This window comes from Pseudomonas sp. FW305-28, from assembly GCF_017351395.1.
Lineage (GTDB): Bacteria > Pseudomonadota > Gammaproteobacteria > Pseudomonadales > Pseudomonadaceae > Aquipseudomonas > Aquipseudomonas fluorescens_AA.
Genome location: NZ_JACNDD010000110.1, coordinates 1 through 22204, shown reverse-complemented (window position 1 = coordinate 22204; position 22204 = coordinate 1). Strand labels below are relative to the sequence as shown.

Genomic DNA, 22204 nt, shown 5'->3' with positions numbered 1-22204 from the left:
AAGCTCGCTCCCACAGTGACTCATGCAGTCTGTGGCGCTAAACCCGAAATGCCTGCACGGCGGTGTGCAAACGTCCGCCCAGCACCAGGAGATTGTCGCCCTGTTCCCGGCCCTCGCCGATGCGCAACAGGTTGTCCGCGCCCAGTTGGTGAATCCGCTCGCTGTGATCGCGGATTTCGCTGACGGCGCCGCTTTGCTGGGCGGTGACGTCGGCGATGCGTACCGCCGTGTCGGAGATGGTCTGGATGGCACCGACGATCTCATCCAACGCACCGTCGGCCGCTTGCGCCTGGTTGGCGGTGGCTTCGGCGTGTTCGACTTGGGCGCGCATGCCATCCACCGATTGGCGCGCGGCCAGTTGCAGGCGGGCGATCAGTGTCTGGATTTCGGCAGTGGCGCCGGCCGTGCGCTGGGCCAGGGAGCGGACTTCCTCGGCCACCACCGCAAAGCCCCGGCCCATTTCCCCGGCGCGAGCCGCTTCGATGGCCGCGTTGAGCGCCAGCAGGTTGGTCTGGTCGGCAATCGAGCGAATCACCGTCAGCACGCCGCCGATGGTGGCCGATTCCTCGGCCAGTTGTTCGATCATCTGCGCGTTGCCTTGCACTTCCCCCACCAACGCATGCAAGCCCGTGAGGCTCAGGCCGATGACTTTCTGCCCTTGCTCCACCGCTTGCCCGGCGCTGCGGCTGGCGTCTGCGGCTTGGCTGGCATCGCCGGCCACTTGCTGGATGGTCGCTTCCAGCTCGCTGAGGGAATCACGGATCAGCGCCGTATCGTCGGCCTGATCCTCCGCACCACTGTGCAGTTCGCCGCTCAGCTCGGCCAGGGTCCGGCTGCTGCCGGCGACCTGTTCGGCGTTCACCCGAATGGTGCCCACCAGGTCCACCAGGTAAGCGCGCAGGCGATTGAGCGAAGCCTCGATGTCCTGCATTTCGCGGTTGCTGGCGCCCACGTGGATGTCTCGGCTGAAGTCCCCCTCGGCCCAGGTCGACAGGGCTGGAGCCAGGTGCGTCAAGGTGCGGGCCAGGCGCCGCTGCAAGGTGTCGATGAGCAGCGCGATCAGCAGGATCAGGCCGATCATCACCCCCTGGATCATGCGAACCTCCCCCTGGATCTGCCCATGCTGCGCCCGTACCGCCGGTTCCAGGGTATCGATCGCCGTTTGCACGTCGGCGATTTTCAGGTGCGTGGCATTGCTCAGCTCGGCGCGTTTCTGGATCAGTTCGCGGGTGCGGGTCAATTCCGCCGGGTAACGGCCGAGCAGGCTGTTGAGTTCGCGCTTGAGGGCGATGCCCGCATCTTCGGCGGCGGTTTTTTCCTGGGTCTCCAGGCCCATCAGCGCGGCGAAATCATCGCTGCCCGATTCGCTGCTGGCGGTGACGCCCAACAGGGGCAGGCTGTCGAGGCGTTCGGCCTCGACACGGATGCTCGCCAGTTCCCGTTCGACATCGGCGGCCAATTCACTACGGCCGCTGCTGACCAGTTTGTCCCGCGTGAGGGACAACCGACCCAGATGCTGCGAAGCGGCAAACAGCGGGGGCAAGTAGGTCGGGGCGCCATTGGCGTATTGGGCCAGTTGATCGAGGCTGGCGCTCAGTTCACGCTCGGCTTGCAACAACAAGGCCTGCGGATCGCCAGCCAGTTTGCCGGCGGCCAACAGATCGGTCTTGCTGAAGCCGTCGAGGTTCGACAGGCTCGGACGCAGGGTCTTGGCCAGCTCCGGGGGAAACTGGTCGAGGTCTTTCTGCAGCGTCTCCAAGGCCTGGGTGGCCGCGCTCAGGCGCAAGGCGTCGCCGCTGGCCAGGTAGTCCTCGATGTTGCGCGCCACTTCGCCCTGGAATTGCCGCGACAGGCCCAGGTAGCGCTCCATCAGCAAGTAGGGCCGTTCCAGGGCGATCTGCGACCACCACAAGGTGACCCCGAGGCCCAGGCATACGGCAACTAAAAGAACGGTGTTGAGATTGGTCAGCAGCTTCAGGCGCATCAAGGGTCTACCGAGGGCAGAATCGTAAGTGCCTGAAGTTATTGCGTTTGCGTTACAGGTTTATGACCGAGTCAGTCGATTCCGATGAAAAGGTGGCACTTTGCTTTGATTGCCGGGCGCTCTGTACCCGGTTGCGTCCGGCGTGCTTGGCACGGTACAGCGCTTCGTCCGCCTGGCTGGCCATCATCAGGCTGTCGGAATCATCGCTCATCTCCACCACGCCAGCGCTGAAGGTGCACCACAAGTCCTGGGGCTGGGCCGGATAGTGGATTTCGGCGAAGCGCTGGCGAATCTCATCCAGCACTTTGCAGGCGGCGTCGATGTCGGTGTCGGGCATGACGATGGCGAACTCTTCGCCGCCGTAACGGCCGATGAAGTCGGTCTTGCGCAGGCGCTGCTTGAGAAACAGCGCCAGGCTCTTGATCACCCGGTCGCCCATGGGGTGGCCGTGGCTGTCATTGACCCGTTTGAAGTGATCGATGTCGAGCATGGCGAAGCTCAGGGGCTTGCCTTCGCGACGAGCGCGGAAGCTGCAATCCTCGAGCAGTTGCAGGATATGGGTGTGGTTGTACAGGCCGGTGAGGCTGTCGCGCACCATCCGCGCCTTGAGGTTGCGCGCCCGGGCGGCACGGTTGCGCACGGTGGTGATCAAGTGCCGGGGCTTGATCGGTTTGGTCAGGAAGTCGTCGCCACCTTCGCTCATGGCGTCGAGTTGCTTGTCCAGGTCGTCTTCGGCGGACAGGTAGATGATCGGCACGCTGACATAGCGGTCATTGTGACGGATGACCTTGGCCAGTTCCGTGCCGGTGCAGGCCGGCATGTACATATCGAGGATGATCAGGTCGGGCTGGAAATCCGCCAGCTCGGCCATGGCCTGGATCGGCTCGATCAGCGTGCGGGTGATGATGCCGGCGCTGTTGAGCAGGCGCTCGGTGTGCAAGGCCTGGGCGCGGGAGTCATCGATGATCAGCACTTTGTAGGGGTCGTACTGGGCGACGCAGGTCAGCACTTCGATCTTTTCCAGCAGGCTCGAGGCTTCGAGGGTGCCGGTGAGGAATTCCTGCCCGCCGGCGCGTACCGCGGCCAGGCGTGTCGGGGTGTCGGTTTCCAGCAAGCTGAAGAACAGCAGCGGCAACGGTTGTTCCAGGCCTTCCTGGGCTTCGGCGGCCAGTTTCAGGCCGGTGCCCGGGCCGCTGAAGTCCACGTCCATGACAATCGCCGCTGGCAGGCGCTCGACCATCGAGGCCCGGAACGCCGCGACACTGTCCAGCGCCTGGGCGCTGAGGCCGAAGAACTCCAATTGCTTGGCCAGGCGTTCGGCGCGGTCATGGTCCTGCAGCATCACGTAGATGGGTTTGCGCAGCGGCGGCAGGAAGGTTTGTTCGAGCTGGTCGCCGTGGCGCAGGCCGGTGCGAGACAAGCGCTGCATCAAACGGTTGATTTCGGTGATCAGGTGGCTGCTCAGGCGCCCGCGATTGGCGTCCACCGCTTGCAGCGACTGGCTGATGCCTTGGGCCAGCAGGGAATGCTCGGGCTGTTCGAAGCGCTCGGCAAAGCGCAGCAGGCGCAGATTGGCTTCGCTGAGCTCCGACAGGTCGGTGCTTGACCACTCACTGCGTTGCAGGCGCTGCCAAATCTCCAGGATCTGGCGAGCCTGATGAATTACCCGCTGGGCAAAGTGGTGCTTGAGGCGCTCACGGCTGGGGTCTTCTGGCTCGGTCATATCCTGACTACTAGTTAGGGTGCATGCTGAGGTCGACTGGTGGCTCTATGCTAGCACCTCTTTTCCTCCGCATGAGTGTCATACGTCAATATTCTGTCCTGTCGCCCAATTCAGTTTGTGACTGGACAGTCTAATAGGCCGATGGCAACGCTTCCTTTATAGTGCTGTTCGATTGCCCTGTCGCGCCCGGCATGATTGGCGCCGCATTATCGCGTTTCAAATCAGGCACGATGGCGTAGGGTTGTGGTCGAACCGAGAACTCAAGTGATTGAAGGAACATCGCCATGCTGGACTGGAAAAACCGCGCGGGCAGCGCGCCTGAACGCGCCGCCGAGCCGAAATCGGACACCCGCAGCTACCTGGGTGGGCTTTTTTTCAGCCGCGCACTGGCCACGCTGATCGGCCTTTACCTGCTGGTGACCATTGCCCTCGGCTGGTACTGGAGCCAGGAGCCTGCGTTGTTCCCCGTGCAGCAGAACGCCCAGGCCGCAGCCGAGAAGGATGGCCGGCAAATGGTGGTGGGCTACACCACGGTCGAGACGCTCAAGACCGTGGCCGGGACCCTGCTGACCAAGCAAGGCGGCTACATTTCCAACGACCGTTTCCCGCCAGGCCTGTGGATGGACAACATGCCGAGCTGGGAATACGGCGTGCTGGTGCAGGTTCGCGACCTGAGCCGCGCCCTGCGCAAGGACTTCGCCCGTTCCCAGTCCCAGTCCGCCGAGGACGCCGACCTGGCCAAGGCCGAGCCGCGCTTCAACTTCGACAACCGCAGTTGGGTGCTGCCTTCCAGCGAATCCGAATACCAGGAGGGCATCAACTCCCTGAGCCGCTACCAGGCCCGACTGTCCGATCCGAACCAGAAAAGCGCGCTGTTCTACGCCCGCGCCGACAACCTGAACAACTGGCTGGGAGACGTCGGCACGCGCCTGGGTTCGTTGTCCCAGCGCCTGTCGGCCAGCGTTGGCCGGGTCAAGCTCAACACCTCGCTGAAAACCGAAGTCACGGCCCCGGGCCAAGTGCCGCAGGTGGACGAAGAGGTGGTCGAGACCCCATGGCTGCAGATCGACAACGTGTTCTATGAAGCCCGCGGCCAGGCTTGGGCACTGTCGCACCTGCTGCGCGCCATCGAAGTGGACTTCGCCGATGTGCTGGCGAAAAAGAACGCCACGGTCAGCGTGCGGCAGATCATTCGTGAACTGGAAGCGTCCCAGGAACCGGTCTGGAGCCCGATGATCCTCAACGGCAGCGGCTTCGGTGTCCTGGCGAACCACTCGCTGGTCATGGCCAACTATATTTCCCGGGCCAACGCAGCAGTCATCGACTTGCGGCAACTGCTGAACCAGGGCTGATCCATGAGCGAAAGCCCCCGGGAGGTCGCTCACCGAGCGGCCTCGGATGCCGAGCTGATCGCGTGGGTCGACGAGCACGACAACCTGCTCGGTAGCCTGGTGCGTTCGCAGTTGCGCGAGCGCGGCCTGATCGGGCGTGGCACCTACATCATGCTGTTCAATTCGGCCGGTGAACTGTGTGTTCACCGGCGCACCCTGAGCAAGGCCATCTACCCGGGTTTCTGGGACGTGGCGGCGGGCGGCATGGTCCAGGCCGACGAGACCTACGCCGAGTCGGCCGCCCGTGAGCTGGCGGAAGAACTGGGCGTGAGCGGTGTTGAGCTGACTGCCCACGACCATTTTTATTTCGAAGACCCCGGCAGCCGCCTGTGGTGCTCGGCGTTCTCGGCGGTGTGGGACGGCCCGCTGGTCCTGCAGCCCGAAGAAGTCCTCGAAGCGCGTTTCCTGCCGCTTGAACAGGTGCTCGATGAAATCCAGCGCATGCCTTACTGCCCGGACTCCCTGGCAGCGCTTGAACGCTATTTGCGTGCCCAGGGTGGCGACGTCGCAAAGAAGCTATAAATTGGCGCTGATTGGCCCTTAGCAAGTCGGCTTTTTGCCGTTACACTGCGCGACTTTTCAAGCTGAACCGCGTCTGCGGTCCAGTAGCGCTGCCCCTGCCTGAGTGGGGTTTCGCGGTCGAGGCACGTTCTCCCCCCTCGACCAGTCTTTGTCCTCCCAAGAGGATTGCCGGTGGCCAAAAAAGCCGCATCCTTCGCCGCCCTGGGCGGCCTGGTATTTTCTACCGACGCCGGTCGTCATTGCCCTGATTGCCGTCAACCGGTGGATGCCTGCATCTGCAAACAGACCGCCATCCCTGCCGGTGACGGCATTGCCCGTGTGCGCCGTGAAAGCAAAGGTCGCGGCGGCAAGACGGTGACCACGATCACCGGCGTGCCGTTGGCCGAAGACGCGCTCAAGGAACTGGCCACCACATTGAAGAAACGTTGTGGCACCGGTGGTGCGTTGAAAGACGGCATCATCGAGATCCAGGGCGATCACGTCGAGCTGCTGCTGGCGGAACTGGTCAAGCACGGCTTCAAGGCAAAGAAATCCGGCGGCTAGCAGCTTCTGTGAAAACCACCCTCGGCTTGACCCGGACCCGACGTTCGAGGTCGCCCGCATGGTTTTCACAGAGCCTGTTCTGAACGGGTTTCTAAACTCATCGCTGGGAGCAGGGTCTACCTTGCTAACAGGCAATTCGTCATTTTCACTCTCTAGACTGCCCCAGCCTCCGACCGGATGGTGCATTTTGACTTCTTTATAGGGGACTTCGATGTCCGTACGACGCACACGCAAAGACGATGGCAGCCAATGGACCGTTGCGGACAGCCGCAGCGTTTACGGGATTCGCCATTGGGGGGCCGGGTATTTCGCGATCAATGAAGCCGGTCGCGTCGAAGTCCGTCCGAACGGTCCCGGCAGTTCGCCCATCGACCTGTTCGAGCAAGTCGACCAGTTGCGCCAGAGCGGCCTCTCGCTGCCTTTGCTGGTGCGCTTTCCCGACATCCTGCAAGACCGCGTGCGCCAGCTGACCGGTGCGTTCGACAGCAACATCGCGCGCCTTGAATACCAGAGCAAGTACACCGCGCTCTACCCGATCAAGGTCAACCAGCAGGAAGCGGTGATCGAGAACATCATCGCCACCCAGAACGTCTCCATCGGCCTGGAAGCCGGTTCCAAGCCGGAGCTGCTGGCGGTGCTGGCCCTCGCGCCGAAGGGCGGCACCATTGTCTGCAACGGCTACAAGGACCGCGAATTCATCCGCCTGGCGCTGATGGGCCAGAAGCTGGGCCACAACGTCTTTATCGTCATCGAGAAAGAGTCCGAAGTCGGCCTGGTGATCGAAGAGGCCGCAGTGCTCAAGGTCAAGCCACAGGTCGGCCTGCGCGTGCGCCTGTCGTCCCTGGCGTCGAGCAAGTGGGCCGATACCGGTGGCGAGAAATCCAAGTTCGGCCTGTCGGCCGCGCAACTGCTGTCGGTGGTCGAGCGCTTCCGCGCCGCAGGCCTGGACCAGGGCATTCGCCTGCTGCACTTCCACATGGGCTCGCAGATCGCCAACCTGGCGGACTACCAGCACGGCTTCAAGGAAGCGATCCGTTACTACGGTGAGCTGCGCAATCTCGGCCTGCCGGTGGATCACATCGACGTCGGCGGTGGTCTCGGCGTGGACTACGACGGCACGCACTCGCGCAACGCCAGTTCGATCAACTACGACATGGACGATTACGCCGGTGTCGTGGTCGGCATGCTCAAGGAGTTCTGCGATGCCCAGAGCCTGCCGCACCCGCACATCTTCTCGGAAAGCGGCCGCTCGCTGACCGCCCACCACGCGATGCTGGTGGTGCAGGTGACCGACGTCGAGAAGCACAACGACGACGTGCCGGTGATCGACAACAAGCAGGAACTGCCGGAAACCGTGCAATGGCTGGTTGACCTGCTGGGCCCGACCGATATCGAGATGGTCACCGAGACCTACTGGCGTGCCACGCACTACATGAGCGACGTGGCGACCCAATATGCCGACGGCAAGCTGACCCTGGCGGAAAAAGCCTTGGCCGAGCAGTGCTACTTTGCCGTGTGCCGTCGCCTGCACAACTCGTTGAAGGCCCGCCAGCGCTCGCACCGCCAGGTGCTGGATGAGCTCAATGACAAGCTGGCCGACAAATACATCTGCAACTTCTCGGTGTTCCAGAGCCTGCCGGACACCTGGGCCATCGGCCAGGTACTGCCGATCCTGCCGCTGCATCGCCTGGACGAAGAGCCGCTGCGCCGCGCCGTGCTGCAAGACCTGACCTGCGACTCCGACGGCAAGATCAAGCAATACGTCGACGAGCAGAGCATCGAGACCAGCCTGCCGGTTCACGCCCTCAATCCGGGTGAAGACTACCTGCTGGGGATCTTCCTGGTGGGCGCCTACCAGGAAATCCTCGGTGACATGCACAACCTGTTCGGCGACACCGACTCGGTGAACATCTACCAGAACGCCGATGGCAGCGTGTACCACGCCGGTATCGAAACCCACGACACCATCGAAGACATGCTGCGCTACGTGCACTTGTCGCCGGAGGAGTTGATGACTCACTACCGTGACAAGTGCGCCAGCGCCCGCATCAGCGCCGCCGAGCGCACCCAGTTCCTCGATGCGCTGCGCCTGGGGCTTACGCGTTCGTCGTACCTGTCTTCCTGATGGAGAGACCGCGCCAATAGCCGTCTCCTCAATGCCCACCGGGGCTGTCAGAAACACACCGCACATCGCGGGTTTTTTCGGATAGTCCCGGAGGGCATTTTTGTTTACGTCACGGCTATTTCTTCCCACCGGTGCATTTAATCGGTGATGTCCTTATTTCGTGTAGTCCCTTTCCTAACCTGTACTTGGCCCCTCTACTCGGCCATGGCGGTCGGCGAGAATCCCCGACCGCCCCTCCTGTAGAGAAACGCCGATGTCCGATCCAGCCTGCGAGCCAGCATTTCGTCTGGAGATAGCCGGTCTGCCCGAGCCTGTTGACGTGGTGGCCTTCACGGGTAGCGAAGCCATTAGCGAGCCCTTTGTCTATGAAGTGGAACTCCTGTTGCACGATGCGAGCCTGGACTTGGCGAGCCTGCTGTATCGCAGTGTCTGGTTGAGTTTCGGGGCTCCAGGCCGGGGTATTCATGGGCAGCTCCATGAGTTGGTCCAACACCGTCATGGCGCCGGTTGCCGGGTGCGTATCGGGCCGAAGCTGGCCTGTCTGGCGCAGCGCTTCAGCCAGCGGGTGTTCAGTGCCCGCTCGGTGCCGCAGATCATTCGCCAGGTGCTAAAGGCCCATGGCATCAGCGGCCGCCGCCTGTGCCTGGACCTGAGCGGCGATTATCCACCGCAGGATTTCTGTACCCAGTATCGCGAGTCGGACCTGCAGTTCCTCCAGCGCGTGTGCGCCCGGGCGGGTATCCACTTTCATTTCGAACACACGCGGGACGGGCATTGCCTGGTGTTCGCCGATAACCCGCACAGTTTTCCCCCCGCCGGTAAGGCGGTCTACGTGGACGACGGGCCGGTTGCCGCGGTGCGGGCCTTCAGCGTGCACACCGATGTGTCGGGGCAGCAGGTCGCCCAGGGGCGCAGCGAACTGACGAACCTGCGGGGTGGCCAGGTGCTGACGTTGACGGACCATCCGTTTGCCGGTTGGAACCGGCGCTGGCTGTTGACGAAGGTCGAGCATCGCGCCCAGGCGGGTGTGTATGGTAACCATTTCAAGGCCATTCCCCGGGGCGTGCTGTTCGTGCCGGACAGCGTCCCGGCCAAACCACGCATGGTGAGCCGGCAACGCGGCTGGGTCGTGGCGGTGGACGAGCCGTCGGAGTTGGGAGCGGGGCGCGTCGCGGTGGAGTTCGACTGGGTCTATCAGGGCGAAGGTTCCAGCCCCAGTCATTGCTGGCTGCCCTTGGCGCCGGAGCTGGCTGCCGGCGGGGCGGCCGCGCTGTGTGACGGCACCGAGGTACTGGTGAGCTTTATCGAAGGTGATCCGGATCGGCCGCTGATCAGTGCATTTCTGGGCGAGCCTGCCTCGGCAGCGGTTGCCGATGAGTCATCTTCAGGCGAAACACTTGGGCGGTCGGTTGTCGATCCGGTGCTGTTGTCGGCGATGCGGGAGGCCGAGCCGCTGGTCTTGTTGTGCCTGTTGCCCGAAGGCGGGCCTTTCAGCCCCTGCGGCCAACCGCTGTGCACCTGCCGCATGCTCATGGGGCGCGGCGCGGGCGTTGCTCGATGAACGCGGTCGTGCCTGGATCAACGCCGCAGTGGTTGCTGCTGGACGTACCGAGTGCGCCTGAGGCGGTGCGGCTGGTGCACGCGCAGTTCGCCGAGGCCCGGCGTTTTGCCCTGTTCGAAGGCACCGAGTTGCATGGGCTTCGCGAGCACGGCCCGTTGTTGGTGGAGCTGCGCCAATCCCCCGCGCTGGTCAGCCTTTGTCACCTGGACCCGCGCGCCTGGCCGGGGTTGTTGTTGGCCAGCCCAAAGCCCGTCGGGCAACTGCTCACGCATCTGCGGCGCATGCTGACGGTGACACTGGGCCTGCATCACAAAGCCCTGTTGAATTACTACAACCCGCACACCGCCAGCTATTTCTTCGACGGTTGCGATTCCCATGAGCTCAGTTGCTGGCTGGGGCCGATCAGCCTGGCGCGCTGGTTCGGCGGCACGTGGGCCGACCGGGCGATCGGCAGCCAGGGCTGGCAACAACTGTCCAACCCGGGACTGCCGGTGGCGGCGTTGGAGAAAGAACACGGCCTCAGCGACCGACAGCAGGGCCAGTTGCAACGATGCCTGTTGGAGCGCCACGCGTGGCAATGGTGCCGCTCCACCGGGCGTGATTACCGTCGGCTCTGGGAGGATTTGCAGCAGGGGCTGGCGTTGGGATTCTCCGAGCGGACGGTGCTCGATGACTGGCTGTGGTTGCGCCTGCAATACCCCGATGCCCGGCCCATCCCGGGGCCGGAGGGTGGTTCGCAGCGTGAGCGTCTCGAACACCTGCGGCGGCGGTGGCAGGGTCGCCAGGATTGAAGGTTATGGGGGCGGCGCGCCGAGCCAACGGTCGCGCCGCTGCAAGTGCCAGGCAAACGCACCGAGGGTCAGGCTGCGCAGGGCCATGAACAGCAGGAAGGTGATCCACAGTCCATGGTTGCCCAAGCCCAGCAGCATCCAGGCGATCGGCGACACGAGCAGGAGGGTCAAGAGCATGCCGTTGCGCATTTCCCGGGCACGGGTGGCACCGATGAACAGGCCGTCGAGCAAGTAGCTCCAGACCGCGATCAGCGGCAAGGTCGCCAGGTAGGGCAGGTAGTCGTAAGCGGTGGCGCGCACGTCGGGGATATCGGTTTGCATGTCGATGAACAAGTGGCCGGCGAGCAGGAACAGCAGGGCAAAGCCGAGGCTTGCAATCAGTGACCAACCGCCGGCCACCACCAGCGAGCGACGCAGGGCCAGGCGGTCGCGGGCGCCAATGGCATGGCCGCACAGGGCTTCCACGGCGTGGGCCAGGCCGTCCAGGGCATGGGCAGTCAGCAGCAGGCCGTTGAGCAGCAAGGCATTGGCCGCCACGGTGGCGTCCCCCAGGCGCGCGCCTTGCACCGTGATCAGGAAAAACACCGCTTGCAGTGCCAGGCTGCGAATGAAGATGTCCCGGTTCACCGCCAGTAGCGGACGCCAGTTCTGCCACACGCCCAGGGCCGCCCAGGCCATCTGCCCGGGCCAGGCCCGCAGTGTATTGCGAGCCAGGGCCAGGCCGACCAGCGCTCCGGTCCACTCGGCAATCACCGACGCCCGGGCCGAGCCGGTCACGCCCCAGTCCAGGCCGATCACGAACCAAAGATTCAGGGCGATGTTGACCAGGTTGGTCACCAACAGGATCGCCAACGGCGCCCGGGCATTCTGGGCGCCGAGGAACCAGCCCACCAGCGCATAGCTGGCCAGCGCCGCCGGTAAGCCGAAGAGCCGGGTGTGGAAGAAGTCGCGGGTCAACTGGTTGAGCTCGGCGGACGGCTGCATGAAATGCAACGCCACGTCGCTCAACGGCACGCCGACGGCACCGAGCAGCAGCGCCAGCCCCATCGCCAACAGCAGTCCTTGCAACAACACTTGTCGCAACGCCGCCCCGTCACCCCGCCCGGCGGCTTGGGCGGCGAACCCGGTGGTGCCCATGCGCAAGAAACCCATGGCCCACGCCAACACCGTATACAAACTCGCCCCGACCGCCACGGCGCCCAACTGATGGGCATGGGGCAAATGGCCGATGACGGTACTGTCCACCAACGCCACCAGCGGCACGGAGATGTTCGAGAGAATCATCGGCGCAGCCAGTGCCCAGACCCGGCGATGGGTCAGGCGGTCGCGCCAGTCGGTGATCAGGTTGGACATGCGGGCTCCTTGATGGAGCGCGATTGTAGCGGGTTCTTGGATTGATCGTGCCCGGTGCAGAGAGGGAGCACGCAGACCTCTAAAGTGACCTCGGGCTCATCGTGGCGAGGGAGCTTGCTCCCGCTCGGCTGCGAAGCAGTCGCAAGACCAGCCGATGTGGTCTGTCTGGAACATTGCTTCAGCTCATTTGGGGCGGCTTCGCCACCCAGCGGGAGCAAGCTCCCTCGCCACGGGTGGTGTCCGGTGTGAGCGCTGGGGTGGGGAGCGGTCCCAGTGTCAGTGAATGATCCAACTCAACAACCACAACCCCAGCACCAGCCAGATGATGCCCATGACGATCGAGGCCCGCATGAAGGCGCGGATGGCCGAGTACAGCAGCATCAGCCCGAGGATCAGCGCGATGATGCTGATGATCGAAGTGTCCATGCCCAAGGTGCGTGACAGCCCATCGACGAAGTTGCCGCCGGCGTTGGCCAGGATGTTGAAGAGGCCGCTGAGCAGGTCGACGATGAAACGGATTACCGAACCGAGCGCCTGGCCGAGCCATTCGAAAAAGCTTTCTACCTGCATATGTGCATCCTGATGGGAGGGAATCCGAACTGAGCCGTTGGCTCCTGATTGTAGGAGCTGTGGCGGCCGAGTTGGTTCGATTATGGGGCAAACCGTCGCTTCGTACCGAGACTCTTGCCTTCCCCGGTCATCCCCCTGAAGCTATGCGCATTCAGGAGAACCCGATGAACCTTGTTGAACTGACCGCACGCCTGCATGCCATTCGTGACCATAACGATTGGCGGCAATTCCACAGCCCGAAAAACCTCGCCATGGCCGCCAGTGTGGAAATGGCCGAACTGGTGGAGATTTTCCAGTGGCTGACCGAGGACCAGTCGCGCCAGTTGCCGGCCGACAAACTGGCCCACGCCGGGCAGGAAGTCGGTGACATCGTGTTGTACCTGTTGCTGCTTTGCAGCGAGCTGGGCCTGGACATGGACGCCGTGGTGCGCAGCAAGCTGGCCGACAGCGAACGGCGGTTCGGCCAATGAGCGACCGTCATTTCGATCAGCTCGCCACGCGCTTCGCGGAAAAAATCTACGGCGGGGCCAAGGGGGCGATCCGCCTGGCGGTGCTTCAGGCCGATCTGCTGGAAACCTTGCCGCAGCGTCCATTGCGTGTGCTGGACATCGGCGCTGGCCTGGGCCACATGTCGTTGTGGTTGGCCGAGCGCGGTCACCAGGTGACCCTGGCCGAGCCGGCCGAGCCCATGCTCGAAGGCGCTCGCCAGCGTTTTGCCGAGGCCGGCCAGCAGGCCACGTTCATCCAGGCACCGTGGCAGGACCTGCTCGGCCAACTGACCGAGCCTTACGACCTGGTGCTGTGTCACGCGGTGCTGGAATGGTTGGCCGAGCCCCACGCGATCCTGCCGGTGCTGCATCAACTGACGGCGCCTGGCGGTTGGCTGTCCCTGGCGTTCTACAACCGCGACGCGCTGGTCTATCGCAACCTGCTCAAGGGGCATTTCCGCAAGTTGCGCAAAAATGACATGGCCGGCGAAAAACAGAGCCTGACGCCGCAACAACCCCTTGATCCGCGAGATTTGGCGGCGCAACTTGAAGGCCTCTGGCAGGTCGAAAGCCAGAGTGGCGTGCGGGTTTTTCATGACTACATGCCGGTGGAGTTCCAGGGCCGCGTGGAACTTGCGCAGCTACTGGAAATGGAACTGGCCCACCGTCGCCATCCGGCGTTTGCCGGGTTGGGACGTTATCTGCACTGGATCTGCCGTCCCCTCTGATCCGCAAGTGCAATTGGAGCGCGAAATGAAAGGTCGTTCAGGGTTGTTGGTGCTGTGCCTGGGGCTGGTGGCCTGCCAGGGCAGCAACCCCTATGTCGCCACCTCCAATCCGTTGCCGCCGGCGCCACCGGAGGCCGCCACGGTGTTCGACCGTAGCGCCTACCCGGCGCCGCCCCGTGATTACGGGCGCTATCGCAGCTGGGCCTGGCGCGACGGGCGCCTGCCGCCGGGCACTGCCTGGGCGGATTCGGCCCAGGTGGCCGAAGCGGTGAGCAATGCCCTCGACCAGCGTGGCCTGCGGCCGCTGCATGACAACCGGCCCGCCGACCTGTTCGTCAGCGCCGACCTGCGCCTGGAGACCCGCGTGCGCCAGGTCCGGGATGATTATGATGCCGGCTATTACGGCGGCTATAACCGTTATGACCGCTACGGTCCGGGTTATGGCGTGTACCATCCGATGCCGATGGTGCGCACGTATCAGGAGCAAGTCGTGGTGGTCCGGGTGGACCTGTTCGATGCCCGCACCGGTCAGCCGGTGTGGAGCGCCAGCGCCGAGACGGGCCAGCGGGGCAGCCAGAGCGAACGCAGCGATGCCATTCGCGAGGCGGTGGAAAAAGCCATGTCGGCGTATCCCCCAAGTTGATTACGCAACGGAGAAAAACCATGTTTCGCCGTCTTGCTCTATTGGCCTTCACCCTGTTGCTGGGGGCTTGTGCCTCTAACCAAGTCAACCATGACTTCGACACCAGCCGAGACTTTGCGGCGTATCGCAGTTGGAGCTGGAAAGACCCGGCGCTGCAGTATCGCCCCGATGATCCACGCATCAAGAGCGACCTGACCGAACAGCGGATCCGCCAGGCGGTGGCCGATCAACTCGACCAGCGCGGCTTGCGCCCGGCTGCGGCGGGCGGGCGCGGCGATGTGCTGGTCCAGGCCTATTTGATCGTCGAGGACCGCCAGCAGCAGGTCACCACTCACTACGGCGGCGGTTGGGGTGGCCCGTGGAATGGCTACTGGGGTGGGCCGATGTACAACGAAACCCGCAACATCAGCTACAAAGTCGCCACTGTGCAGATCGACCTGCTCGACGGCAAGGACGGCAAGCTGGTGTGGCGTGGCAGTGATGAACAACTGCTCAGCAACTCCCCCAACCCGGCCGACCGCAACACCGCCGTGCGCGAGACGGTGGGGCGGATTCTGTCCAACTACCCGCCGCGCTGACCACGGCGAATTCAAGATGGGTGGAGGCTGAGCCACCACCATCGCGAGCAAGCTCGCTCCCACAGGGATTGGCGGTGGACATCGTATCTATGAACACCCCGAAACAAACTGTGGGAGCGAGCTTGCTCGCGAAGACGGCGGCACATTCAACCTTGATGCAAGCTGACCCAGCACCATCGCGAGCAAGCTCGCTCCCGCAGGGATTGGCGGTGGACATCGTATCTATGAACACCCCGAAACAAACTGTGGGAGCGAGCTTGCTCGCGAAGACGGCGGCACATTTCAACCTTGATGCAAGCTGACCCAGCGCCATCGCGAGCAAGCTCGCTCCCACAGGGGGTGGCGGTGAATGCCATCGACCTGCTCAGGTTGCCGGCCGCCACTCTCCCAGCATATGTTCCAGCGCCCCGCTCCCCACCAGTTGCAGTTGCCCACTGGAGCCCGCCGCGCTGGACAGCAGGGTCACTTCGCTGGGCAGGCGCACCGGTTTCTTGAAGGTCACCTCGATCTCGATGTTGGCCTCGGGCAGGTGGTCATCCAGCGCCGCCAGGGTCCTGGCCTTGTTCCACAAGCCATGGGCGATGGCGGTGGGGAAGCCGAACAGCCTGGCGCTGATACCGCTCAGGTGAATCGGGTTGTAGTCGCCGGAAACCTTGGCGTATTGCCGGCCGATGTCAGCCGGTGCGGTCCAGCGCGCGACTTCAATCAATGGCAGGCTGGCCTGAGGGGATTCGTCCACGAGCGCGCCGTCAAGCTGGACGCCTTTGCACAGCATCTGGCTCCGGGCCTCCCACAAGGGCCCCAACTGATCATCGAGGCCGGTCACCAGGTCGAATACCGCGCCTTTGGGGTGGGCTTGCAGGTTCTCGACATGGACGCTGGCCCGCACCTGGCCGACCCCGCCCATGGGCCGCATTACGCGAATGCGGTTGCTCAAGTGGATCAGCCCCAATAGCGGAAAGGGAAAGTCCCGCCCCGTGAGCAATTGCATCTGCAGGGCAAACGCCAGGACGTGGGGATAAGTCGGCGGCAGCAGTCCGTTATCGACGAAACCGCACACTTTGCGATAGGCCGCCAGCCGTTGCGGGTCGACCTGAAGCACTTGGCGCAGGCCTTCCTCGGGCAAGGTCGTTCCGGTGACCTTGCGCCGCGTCGCCGCTTTTGAATAGAGCCCGGACATGGATGGCGGGCTGCTGACCTCATGCCATTGGATCGTCATGGTCATGCTCCCAAAAGGCTTTGCCCGCATACCCGCAGGGCCTGCCCGGTCACGGCGCCCGTGCCCGGCTGCGCGAGCCAGGCCACAGCTTCGGCGACATCTTGAGGCAAGCCGCCCTGGCCGAGGGAACTCATGCGCCGTCCGGCCTCGCGCAAGGCGAAGGGGATCTCGGCGGTCATGCGGGTTTCAATGAACCCCGGCGCCACGGCGTTGATGCTGATGCCCCGAGATTGCAGCAGCGGTGCCCAGGCCTGGGCCAGGCCGATCAGCCCGGCCTTGCTCGCCGCATAGTTGGTCTGCCCACGGTTGCCGGCAATGCCGCTGATGGAGGCCAGCAGAACGACCCGGCCATTGTCGCGCAGGGTGCCGCTGTCGAGCAGGGCCTTGGTCAGCACTTGCGGGGCGTTGAGGTTGACGGCCAACACGGCGTCCCAGAATTCCGGGGTCATGTTGGCGAGGGTCTTGTCCCGGGTGATGCCGGCATTGTGCACCACGATGTCGACGCCGTCGGGCAGGTGCTCGATCAACTGGGCGGGGGCATCTTCGGCGCAGATATCCAGCGTGACGCTGCGCCCGCTCAATCGCGCCGCCAGGGCGTCGAGGTCGGTCTTGGCCTGGGGGACGTCGAGCAGGATCACGTCGGCGCCATCGCGGGCCAGGGTTTCGGCGATGGAGGCGCCGATCCCACGGGCCGCGCCAGTGACCAGTGCCTTGAGCCCCGTAAGCGGTCGGGTCCAGTCATGGACCTGGGTGCCACAGGCGTCGAGGCGAATGACCTGCCCGGAAATGAAGGCACTCTTGGGCGACAGGAAAAACCGCAGCGCACCTTCCAACTGGGTTTCGGCACCATCGCCGACATACAGCAGTTGCAGCGTCCCGCCGTGGCGCAGCTCTTTGGCCAGGGAACGGCTGAAACCTTCCAACGCCCGCTGGGCACTGGCGGCGAACGGATCGCCAAGGCTTTGCGGCGCGCGCCCGAGGATGACGACATGGGCGCTGTGGTCGAGGTTCTTCATCAGCGGCTGGAAAAACTCCCGCAGCTGCTTGAGCTGGTCGGTCTGCACCAAATGGCTGGCGTCGTACACCACTGCCTTGATTTTCGGGCCGTGGCCAGGGATCCACTCGGTGGCCACGGTCGGTTCGCCGCCGTAGATGAAAATGGTGTCGGTCAGGCGCTTGGCGAACGTGCCGATCTGTTCGGTCAACGGCCCGCCGCCCAGCAGCAGGGCGCCTTCGATCGGCCGTAGCCGCCCGGCCTGCCAGCGTTCCAGGCGTACCGGCGATGGCAGGCCGAGGGACCCGACCATGCGCCGGCCAATGGGCGAATTGGCGAAGTCGATATAACGGTCAGACATGGAACACACTCCGGCTGATGAGGTTCCAAGTGTGGACCATGATTGGCAATCAGTCGTTCGATCGGCGAGATAAAGCCTAAGCTTGAGCGGGAGCGCGTTGTCCAGGGCACCGAACCCCTGTGGGAGCAAAGCTTGCTCGCGATGCAGACACCGCGTTTTTCAGGTAGGTCGCGTCATCGTTCATCGCGAGCAAGCTTTGCTCCCACAGGGGGGCGGTTGAGTTTTCTTAGTGCATCAGACCTACAGGGGAGTTCTTCATGACACAACTACGCCGCGTCGCGATCATCGGTGGTAACCGCATTCCCTTCGCCCGCTCCAACGGGCCCTATGCCACCGCCAGCAACCAGGCGATGTTGACGGCCGCCCTCGAGGGGCTGATCGAACGCTACAACCTGCATGGCTTGCACATCGGCGAAGTGGCTGCCGGTGCGGTGCTCAAGCACTCCCGGGACACGAACCTGACCCGCGAATGCGTGCTCGGTTCGCGGCTGTCACCGATGACGCCGGCCTATGACGTACAACAGGCCTGTGGCACCGGGCTGGAGACGGTGTTGCTGGTGGCCAACAAGATCGCCCTGGGCCAGATCGACAGCGCCATTGCCGGCGGCGTCGACACCACGTCGGATGCGCCAATCGCGGTCAATGAAGGGTTGCGCAGGATCTTGCTGCAAGCCAATCGCGCCAAGACCACCGCTGAGAAAATCAAAATATTCCTGCAATTGCGCCCCCAGCACCTGATGCCGGACTTGCCGCGCATCAACGAACCGCGCACCGGCCTGAGCATGGGCGAGCACTGTGAGTTGATGGCCCAGACCTGGCAGATCCCCCGGGAGGCCCAAGACCAGTTGGCCCTGGAAAGCCATCAGAAAATGGCCGCGTCCTACGCCGAAGGTTGGCAGAACGACTTGATGACCCCGTTTCTCGGCCTGACCCGGGACAACAACCTGCGCCCGGACCTGACCCTGGAGAAACTCGCCTCCCTCAAGCCGGCCTTCGAAAAAAGTGCCAAGGGCACGATGACGGCGGGCAACTCCACGCCACTGACCGACGGCGCCTCGTTGGTGCTGCTGGGCAGCGAAGAATGGGCCAAGGCCCGGGGCCTGCCGATCCTGGCATACCTGCGCGACGGTGAAACGGCAGCGGTGGATTTCGTCAATGGCGCCGAAGGGTTGCTGATGGCCCCGGTCTACGCCGTGCCGCGGTTGCTGGCGCGCAACGGCCTGACCTTGCAGGACTTCGATTACTTCGAGATCCACGAAGCGTTCGCCGCCCAAGTGTTGTGCACGCTGAAGGCCTGGGAAGACCCGGACTATTGCAAGACCCGCCTGGGCCTCGACGCGCCGCTGGGGTCCATCGACCGCGGTCGGTTGAACGTGAAGGGCAGTTCCCTGGCCGCCGGGCATCCGTTTGCCGCCACGGGCGGGCGCATTGTCGCCAACCTCGCCAAGTTGCTGGACGCCGCCGGGCGAGGTCGCGGGTTGATTTCCATCTGCGCCGCCGCCGGCCAGGGTGTGACGGCGATTATCGAGCGTTGACGACGGCGCCCTCCTGGCGGGACGCCAGTGCCTTGTGCTGGTTGGCGTAGTGCTCGGCCAGGATCGAGCAGACGATCAACTGCAGCGGGTGGTAGATCATGATCGGCAACAGAATCAGCCCCAGGCCGGGATGGTTGCCGAAAATCAACGCCGCCATCGGCACCCCGGCGGCGAGGGATTTCTTGCTGGCGCAGAACACCGCGGCGACTTCGTCGGCGCTGTTGAATTTCAGGGCGCGGGCGGTGCGGGTGGTGGCCCACAGGATGATTGCCAGCAGCACGGCACTGCCCACCACTGCGCTGAGCAACACGCCGTTGCCTTGCTGGCGCCAGATGCCGGACACCATGGAGTTGCAGAAGGCCGCGTAGACCAGCAGCAGGATCACCAGCTTGTCGATGACGCTGGTGTAGCGTTTGTACCGACCGAAAAAGCCGGCCAGCCAACGTCGCAGGAACTGCCCCAGCACCAGCGGCAGCAGCAACATCATGCACAGGTCAAGCAAGGTTGAACCCAGGTCGATGCCACCGGCGCCGCTGCCGACCACGAAACTGACCAGCAACGGTGTCAGGAAAATGCCCAGCACGCTGGACAGGCTCGCGTTGAGAATCGCCGCCGGCACGTTACCTTTTGCACTGCCAGTCAGGGCCACCGAGGAAGAAATCGTCGAGGGCAGGGCGCACAGGTAGAAGAACCCCAGCATCAGCAGCGCCGGCACATGGCTGCCCAGCAGCCAGTTGCTGAGCAGCCAGAGCAACGGAAATACGCCAAAGGTGAAAGCCTGCACCATCACGTGCAGCCGGATGTTCTTCAGACCGTGGCGGATCTGCTCGCCGGACAGGTTGACCCCGTGCAGGAAGAACACCACGAAGATGCCGATGTTGACCACCCATTCGGCATGCATGGCACCGCCCGTGGCGCCGAAGGTGGGAAAGAAGTACGCCAGCAGCGTGGCGAGCACCATGCCGCACAGGAACCAGTCGGTCATCATGCGTTTGAGGTGTCTGAAGATATGCATAGGGCACCGCATGTTGTAAGAAAAGTCGACTTAGCCTAACGTCGTCCTCATCAGTCGTCTTGCGACATAAGGCCAATCAATGCCGCCTAACGGACACCAGCAGCTGGAACGACGTATCCCCGACCTGGCGCAATTGCCGAGGCCGCTGTATGCCCGCGTCGAAAGCTTGAACGCCGGTTCCTGGACGCAAGCCCATCGTCATGACTGGGTGCAATTTTCCTACGCCATCAGCGGCGTTCTCGGCGTACACACCGCCGCCGGCAGTTTCTTCGCCCCACCACAACGGGGCATCTGGATCCCGGCCGACCTGGAACATCAGGTGGTGACCTCCACCCGGGCGGAAATGCGCAGCCTGTATGTCCATCGTCACGCCTGCCCCTGGGCCGATGAGCGCTGTCGGGTGCTGGAAGTCACGCCACTGGCCCGTGAGTTGATCAAGGTATTCTGTCAGTTGCCGGTCGATTATCCCCAAGGCGATACCCAGGAAGAACGGCTGGTGCAGGTGTTGCTGGACCAGTTGGCGACGTTGCCGGAAGTGGGATTTTCCCTGCCGCTGCCGCGACATGCCCGCTTGCTGGCGCTGTGTAACGAATTGATCGAACAGCCTGAACAGAACGTCACCTTGCAAGCCTGGTCTGAACGTCTGGGCACGTCGGAAAAAACCCTGATGCGTCTGTTCCAGCGTGAGACCGGCCTGAGCTTTCGTGCCTGGCGCCAGCGCATGCGCTTGTTATCGTCCCTGGGCTCCTTGGAGAAAGGGGACAGCGTCACCAGCGCCGCGTTGTCGTGTGGGTATGATTCAACGTCCGCATTCATTGCCGCGTTCAAGGGGATGTTCGGGTATACACCGGGGGAGTTGTTCAAGCATTGAGCCGGCGCACTTGCCTACGGCTGGCGGTGGACATGACTGTCAGCTCTTGTCGCAAATACCTGGGTATTGAGTTGCCAACGCCAGCGCCGGTCTCGGCTATGATTCGACGCCGTCGATTGATCCGGCACATTGTGTGCATCACAGGTTCATAGGTCGGCAACCCCTCCCCGTGGAGGATGGATTGCCGTATAACGACTGTCATTCGCGTGTTTGGTAATAAAGGACCCACAATAAAAGCTGATGAAGACTCCAAAACGCATTGAACCCCTGATCGAGGACGGTCTGGTCGACGAGGTGCTGCGCCCACTCATGAGTGGTAAAGAAGCAGCTGTTTATGTGGTGCGCTGCGGCAACGAGCTACGTTGCGCGAAGGTCTACAAGGAGGCGAACAAGCGAAGTTTTCGTCAGGCGGCCGAGTATCAGGAAGGCCGCAAGGTGCGCAACAGCCGTCAGGCCCGGGCCATGGCCAAGGGCTCGAAGTTCGGGCGCAAGGAAACCGAGGACGCCTGGCAGAATGCCGAAGTGGCGGCATTGTTCCGCCTGGCAAGCGCGGGTGTGCGCGTGCCCAAGCCGTACGACTTCCTTGAAGGCGTGCTGCTGATGGAGCTGGTGGCCGACGAGTACGGGGATGCGGCGCCGCGCCTGAACGATGTGGTGCTGGAGCCGGACCAGGCCCGTGAGTATCACGCCTATCTGATTTCCCAGATCGTGTTGATGCTGTGTACCGGCCTGGTGCACGGTGACCTGTCGGAGTTCAACGTGCTGCTGACGCCGACGGGGCCGGTGATCATTGACCTGCCGCAAGCCGTGGATGCGGCGGGTAACAACCATGCCTTCAGCATGCTGGAGCGGGACGTGGGCAACATGGCGTCCTACTTCGGCCGGTTTGCCCCGGAACTCAAGCGCACCAAGTACGCGAAGGAAATGTGGGCGCTGTACGAAGCGGGCACCCTGCACCCGGCCAGCGTGCTGACCGGCGAGTTCGACGAGCCGGAAGAACTGGCGGATGTCGGCGGGATCATGCGTGAAATCGAGGCCGCCCGCCTGGATGAAGAACGCCGTCAGGCCGTTCGCGCCGCCGACGATGCCCCACCCGGCAAGACCGAAGAACCGCCACCGCCGTGGATGCAATGATCGGCTGAACAGAAACCCGGCCTATGGCCGGGTTTTTTGTGGGCACTGCAAAATCCTCTATCCACCGCAGGCCTC

At 63.5% G+C, this 22204-nt stretch carries 20 protein-coding genes; 13 read left to right on the top strand and 7 right to left on the bottom strand.

Annotation, left to right across the window (positions count from 1 at the left end; all coding sequences use genetic code 11):
• Positions 1-37: 37 nt before the first annotated feature.
• Together J4E53_RS31165 and gcbA are read right to left on the bottom strand one after the other, a co-directional pair.
• Positions 38-931, bottom strand: coding sequence for a methyl-accepting chemotaxis protein (locus J4E53_RS31165; RefSeq protein ID WP_409077848.1), 894 nt, complete (start codon positions 929-931; stop codon positions 38-40).
• Positions 932-2036: 1105 nt separating this feature from the next.
• On the bottom strand, positions 2037-3707 hold the full coding sequence (gene gcbA / locus J4E53_RS22225; RefSeq protein ID WP_060739345.1) for a diguanylate cyclase GcbA: 1671 nt from the start codon (positions 3705-3707) through the stop codon (positions 2037-2039).
• Positions 3708-3991: 284 nt separating this feature from the next.
• Here gcbA and J4E53_RS22220 point away from each other — a divergent pair, with 284 nt between their 5' ends.
• From J4E53_RS22220 to J4E53_RS22195, 6 genes are all read left to right on the top strand, one after another.
• Positions 3992-5059: a DUF2333 family protein gene (locus J4E53_RS22220; RefSeq protein WP_060739344.1), complete on the top strand. Its 1068-nt coding sequence runs from the start codon at positions 3992-3994 to the stop codon at positions 5057-5059.
• 3 nt (positions 5060-5062) lie between these two features.
• On the top strand, positions 5063-5620 hold the full coding sequence (locus J4E53_RS22215) for an NUDIX hydrolase (protein WP_060739343.1): 558 nt from the start codon (positions 5063-5065) through the stop codon (positions 5618-5620).
• Positions 5621-5791: 171 nt separating this feature from the next.
• Positions 5792-6163, top strand: coding sequence for a translation initiation factor Sui1 (locus tag J4E53_RS22210; RefSeq protein WP_003197435.1), 372 nt, complete (start codon positions 5792-5794; stop codon positions 6161-6163).
• A 211-nt stretch (positions 6164-6374) separates the two neighbouring features.
• A complete protein-coding gene (gene speA, locus J4E53_RS22205) occupies positions 6375-8288 on the top strand; it encodes an arginine decarboxylase (RefSeq protein ID WP_060739342.1) in 1914 nt (637 codons plus the stop codon).
• 253 nt (positions 8289-8541) lie between these two features.
• Positions 8542-9849, top strand: a complete 1308-nt coding sequence (locus J4E53_RS22200) for a type VI secretion system Vgr family protein (protein ID WP_103310741.1) — start codon at positions 8542-8544, stop codon at positions 9847-9849.
• On the top strand, positions 9846-10640 hold the full coding sequence (locus J4E53_RS22195) for a DUF4123 domain-containing protein (protein WP_103310742.1): 795 nt from the start codon (positions 9846-9848) through the stop codon (positions 10638-10640). The genes J4E53_RS22200 and J4E53_RS22195 overlap by 4 nt, the downstream gene beginning before the upstream one ends.
• A gap of 3 nt (positions 10641-10643) precedes the next feature.
• On the opposite strand, the gene J4E53_RS22190 is transcribed toward J4E53_RS22195, so the two are convergent.
• Positions 10644-11993 carry an MATE family efflux transporter gene (locus J4E53_RS22190; RefSeq protein ID WP_103310744.1) on the bottom strand — a complete coding sequence of 450 codons (1350 nt, stop codon included), beginning with the start codon at positions 11991-11993 and terminating at the stop codon, positions 10644-10646.
• A 276-nt stretch (positions 11994-12269) separates the two neighbouring features.
• Entirely contained in the window at positions 12270-12563 is a 294-nt protein-coding gene (locus tag J4E53_RS22185) for a hypothetical protein (protein WP_060739338.1), read from the bottom strand.
• A gap of 164 nt (positions 12564-12727) precedes the next feature.
• On the opposite strand from J4E53_RS22185, the gene J4E53_RS22180 reads away from it, so the two are divergent.
• From J4E53_RS22180 to J4E53_RS22165, 4 genes are read left to right on the top strand one after another with little or no spacing between them, the layout of a single operon-like run.
• Positions 12728-13033: a MazG-like family protein gene (locus tag J4E53_RS22180; RefSeq protein WP_060739337.1), complete on the top strand. Its 306-nt coding sequence runs from the start codon at positions 12728-12730 to the stop codon at positions 13031-13033.
• On the top strand, positions 13030-13779 hold the full coding sequence (locus J4E53_RS22175) for a methyltransferase (RefSeq protein ID WP_060739336.1): 750 nt from the start codon (positions 13030-13032) through the stop codon (positions 13777-13779). Before J4E53_RS22180 ends, J4E53_RS22175 begins: the two co-directional genes overlap by 4 nt.
• Before the next feature lie 25 nt (positions 13780-13804).
• Complete coding sequence (locus J4E53_RS22170; protein ID WP_060739335.1) at positions 13805-14422, top strand: DUF4136 domain-containing protein; 618 nt, start codon at positions 13805-13807, stop codon at positions 14420-14422.
• Positions 14423-14442: 20 nt separating this feature from the next.
• On the top strand, positions 14443-15000 hold the full coding sequence (locus J4E53_RS22165) for a DUF4136 domain-containing protein (protein ID WP_103310747.1): 558 nt from the start codon (positions 14443-14445) through the stop codon (positions 14998-15000).
• Positions 15001-15364: 364 nt separating this feature from the next.
• On the opposite strand, the gene J4E53_RS22160 is transcribed toward J4E53_RS22165, so the two are convergent.
• Together J4E53_RS22160 and J4E53_RS22155 are read right to left on the bottom strand one after the other, a co-directional pair.
• The gene (locus tag J4E53_RS22160; protein WP_103311223.1) at positions 15365-16219 is read right to left on the bottom strand and encodes a MaoC family dehydratase; all 855 of its coding nucleotides are present in this window, start codon (positions 16217-16219) and stop codon (positions 15365-15367) included.
• Between the two features lie 2 nt (positions 16220-16221).
• Positions 16222-17574: a 3-oxoacyl-ACP reductase gene (locus J4E53_RS22155; RefSeq protein WP_060739332.1), complete on the bottom strand. Its 1353-nt coding sequence runs from the start codon at positions 17572-17574 to the stop codon at positions 16222-16224.
• 257 nt (positions 17575-17831) lie between these two features.
• Here J4E53_RS22155 and J4E53_RS22150 point away from each other — a divergent pair, with 257 nt between their 5' ends.
• Positions 17832-19109, top strand: coding sequence for an acetyl-CoA C-acetyltransferase (locus tag J4E53_RS22150; protein ID WP_103311224.1), 1278 nt, complete (start codon positions 17832-17834; stop codon positions 19107-19109).
• Here J4E53_RS22150 and J4E53_RS22145 read toward each other — a convergent pair.
• Positions 19096-20124: a bile acid:sodium symporter family protein gene (locus J4E53_RS22145; protein WP_103311226.1), complete on the bottom strand. Its 1029-nt coding sequence runs from the start codon at positions 20122-20124 to the stop codon at positions 19096-19098. The two genes, J4E53_RS22150 and J4E53_RS22145, sit on opposite strands and share 14 nt — an antisense overlap.
• 79 nt (positions 20125-20203) lie before the next feature.
• On the opposite strand from J4E53_RS22145, the gene J4E53_RS22140 reads away from it, so the two are divergent.
• On the top strand, positions 20204-20995 hold the full coding sequence (locus J4E53_RS22140) for a helix-turn-helix transcriptional regulator (RefSeq protein WP_060739327.1): 792 nt from the start codon (positions 20204-20206) through the stop codon (positions 20993-20995).
• Positions 20996-21235: 240 nt separating this feature from the next.
• The gene (locus J4E53_RS22135; protein WP_014336406.1) at positions 21236-22129 is read left to right on the top strand and encodes a PA4780 family RIO1-like protein kinase; all 894 of its coding nucleotides are present in this window, start codon (positions 21236-21238) and stop codon (positions 22127-22129) included.
• The last annotated feature ends 75 nt before the right edge of the window (positions 22130-22204 follow it).

What these genes read in the sequence shown, in the direction of transcription:
- J4E53_RS22200 (WP_103310741.1), top strand. Translation starts at nt 8,542, where the DNA reads ATGTCCGATCCAGCCTGCGAGCCAGCATTTCGTCTGGAGATAGCCGGT.
- J4E53_RS22190 (WP_103310744.1), bottom strand. Translation starts at nt 11,993, where the DNA reads ATGTCCAACCTGATCACCGACTGGCGCGACCGCCTGACCCATCGCCGG.
- J4E53_RS22160 (WP_103311223.1), bottom strand. Translation starts at nt 16,219, where the DNA reads ATGACGATCCAATGGCATGAGGTCAGCAGCCCGCCATCCATGTCCGGG.
- J4E53_RS22155 (WP_060739332.1), bottom strand. Translation starts at nt 17,574, where the DNA reads ATGTCTGACCGTTATATCGACTTCGCCAATTCGCCCATTGGCCGGCGC.
- J4E53_RS31165 (WP_409077848.1), bottom strand. Translation starts at nt 931, where the DNA reads ATGCAGGACATCGAGGCTTCGCTCAATCGCCTGCGCGCTTACCTGGTG.
- gcbA (WP_060739345.1), bottom strand. Translation starts at nt 3,707, where the DNA reads ATGACCGAGCCAGAAGACCCCAGCCGTGAGCGCCTCAAGCACCACTTT.
- J4E53_RS22165 (WP_103310747.1), top strand. Translation starts at nt 14,443, where the DNA reads ATGTTTCGCCGTCTTGCTCTATTGGCCTTCACCCTGTTGCTGGGGGCT.
- J4E53_RS22185 (WP_060739338.1), bottom strand. Translation starts at nt 12,563, where the DNA reads ATGCAGGTAGAAAGCTTTTTCGAATGGCTCGGCCAGGCGCTCGGTTCG.
- J4E53_RS22180 (WP_060739337.1), top strand. Translation starts at nt 12,728, where the DNA reads ATGAACCTTGTTGAACTGACCGCACGCCTGCATGCCATTCGTGACCAT.
- J4E53_RS22195 (WP_103310742.1), top strand. Translation starts at nt 9,846, where the DNA reads ATGAACGCGGTCGTGCCTGGATCAACGCCGCAGTGGTTGCTGCTGGAC.
- J4E53_RS22145 (WP_103311226.1), bottom strand. Translation starts at nt 20,124, where the DNA reads ATGCATATCTTCAGACACCTCAAACGCATGATGACCGACTGGTTCCTG.
- J4E53_RS22220 (WP_060739344.1), top strand. Translation starts at nt 3,992, where the DNA reads ATGCTGGACTGGAAAAACCGCGCGGGCAGCGCGCCTGAACGCGCCGCC.
- speA (WP_060739342.1), top strand. Translation starts at nt 6,375, where the DNA reads ATGTCCGTACGACGCACACGCAAAGACGATGGCAGCCAATGGACCGTT.
- J4E53_RS22135 (WP_014336406.1), top strand. Translation starts at nt 21,236, where the DNA reads ATGAAGACTCCAAAACGCATTGAACCCCTGATCGAGGACGGTCTGGTC.
- J4E53_RS22170 (WP_060739335.1), top strand. Translation starts at nt 13,805, where the DNA reads ATGAAAGGTCGTTCAGGGTTGTTGGTGCTGTGCCTGGGGCTGGTGGCC.
- J4E53_RS22175 (WP_060739336.1), top strand. Translation starts at nt 13,030, where the DNA reads ATGAGCGACCGTCATTTCGATCAGCTCGCCACGCGCTTCGCGGAAAAA.
- J4E53_RS22140 (WP_060739327.1), top strand. Translation starts at nt 20,204, where the DNA reads ATGCCGCCTAACGGACACCAGCAGCTGGAACGACGTATCCCCGACCTG.
- J4E53_RS22215 (WP_060739343.1), top strand. Translation starts at nt 5,063, where the DNA reads ATGAGCGAAAGCCCCCGGGAGGTCGCTCACCGAGCGGCCTCGGATGCC.
- J4E53_RS22150 (WP_103311224.1), top strand. Translation starts at nt 17,832, where the DNA reads ATGACACAACTACGCCGCGTCGCGATCATCGGTGGTAACCGCATTCCC.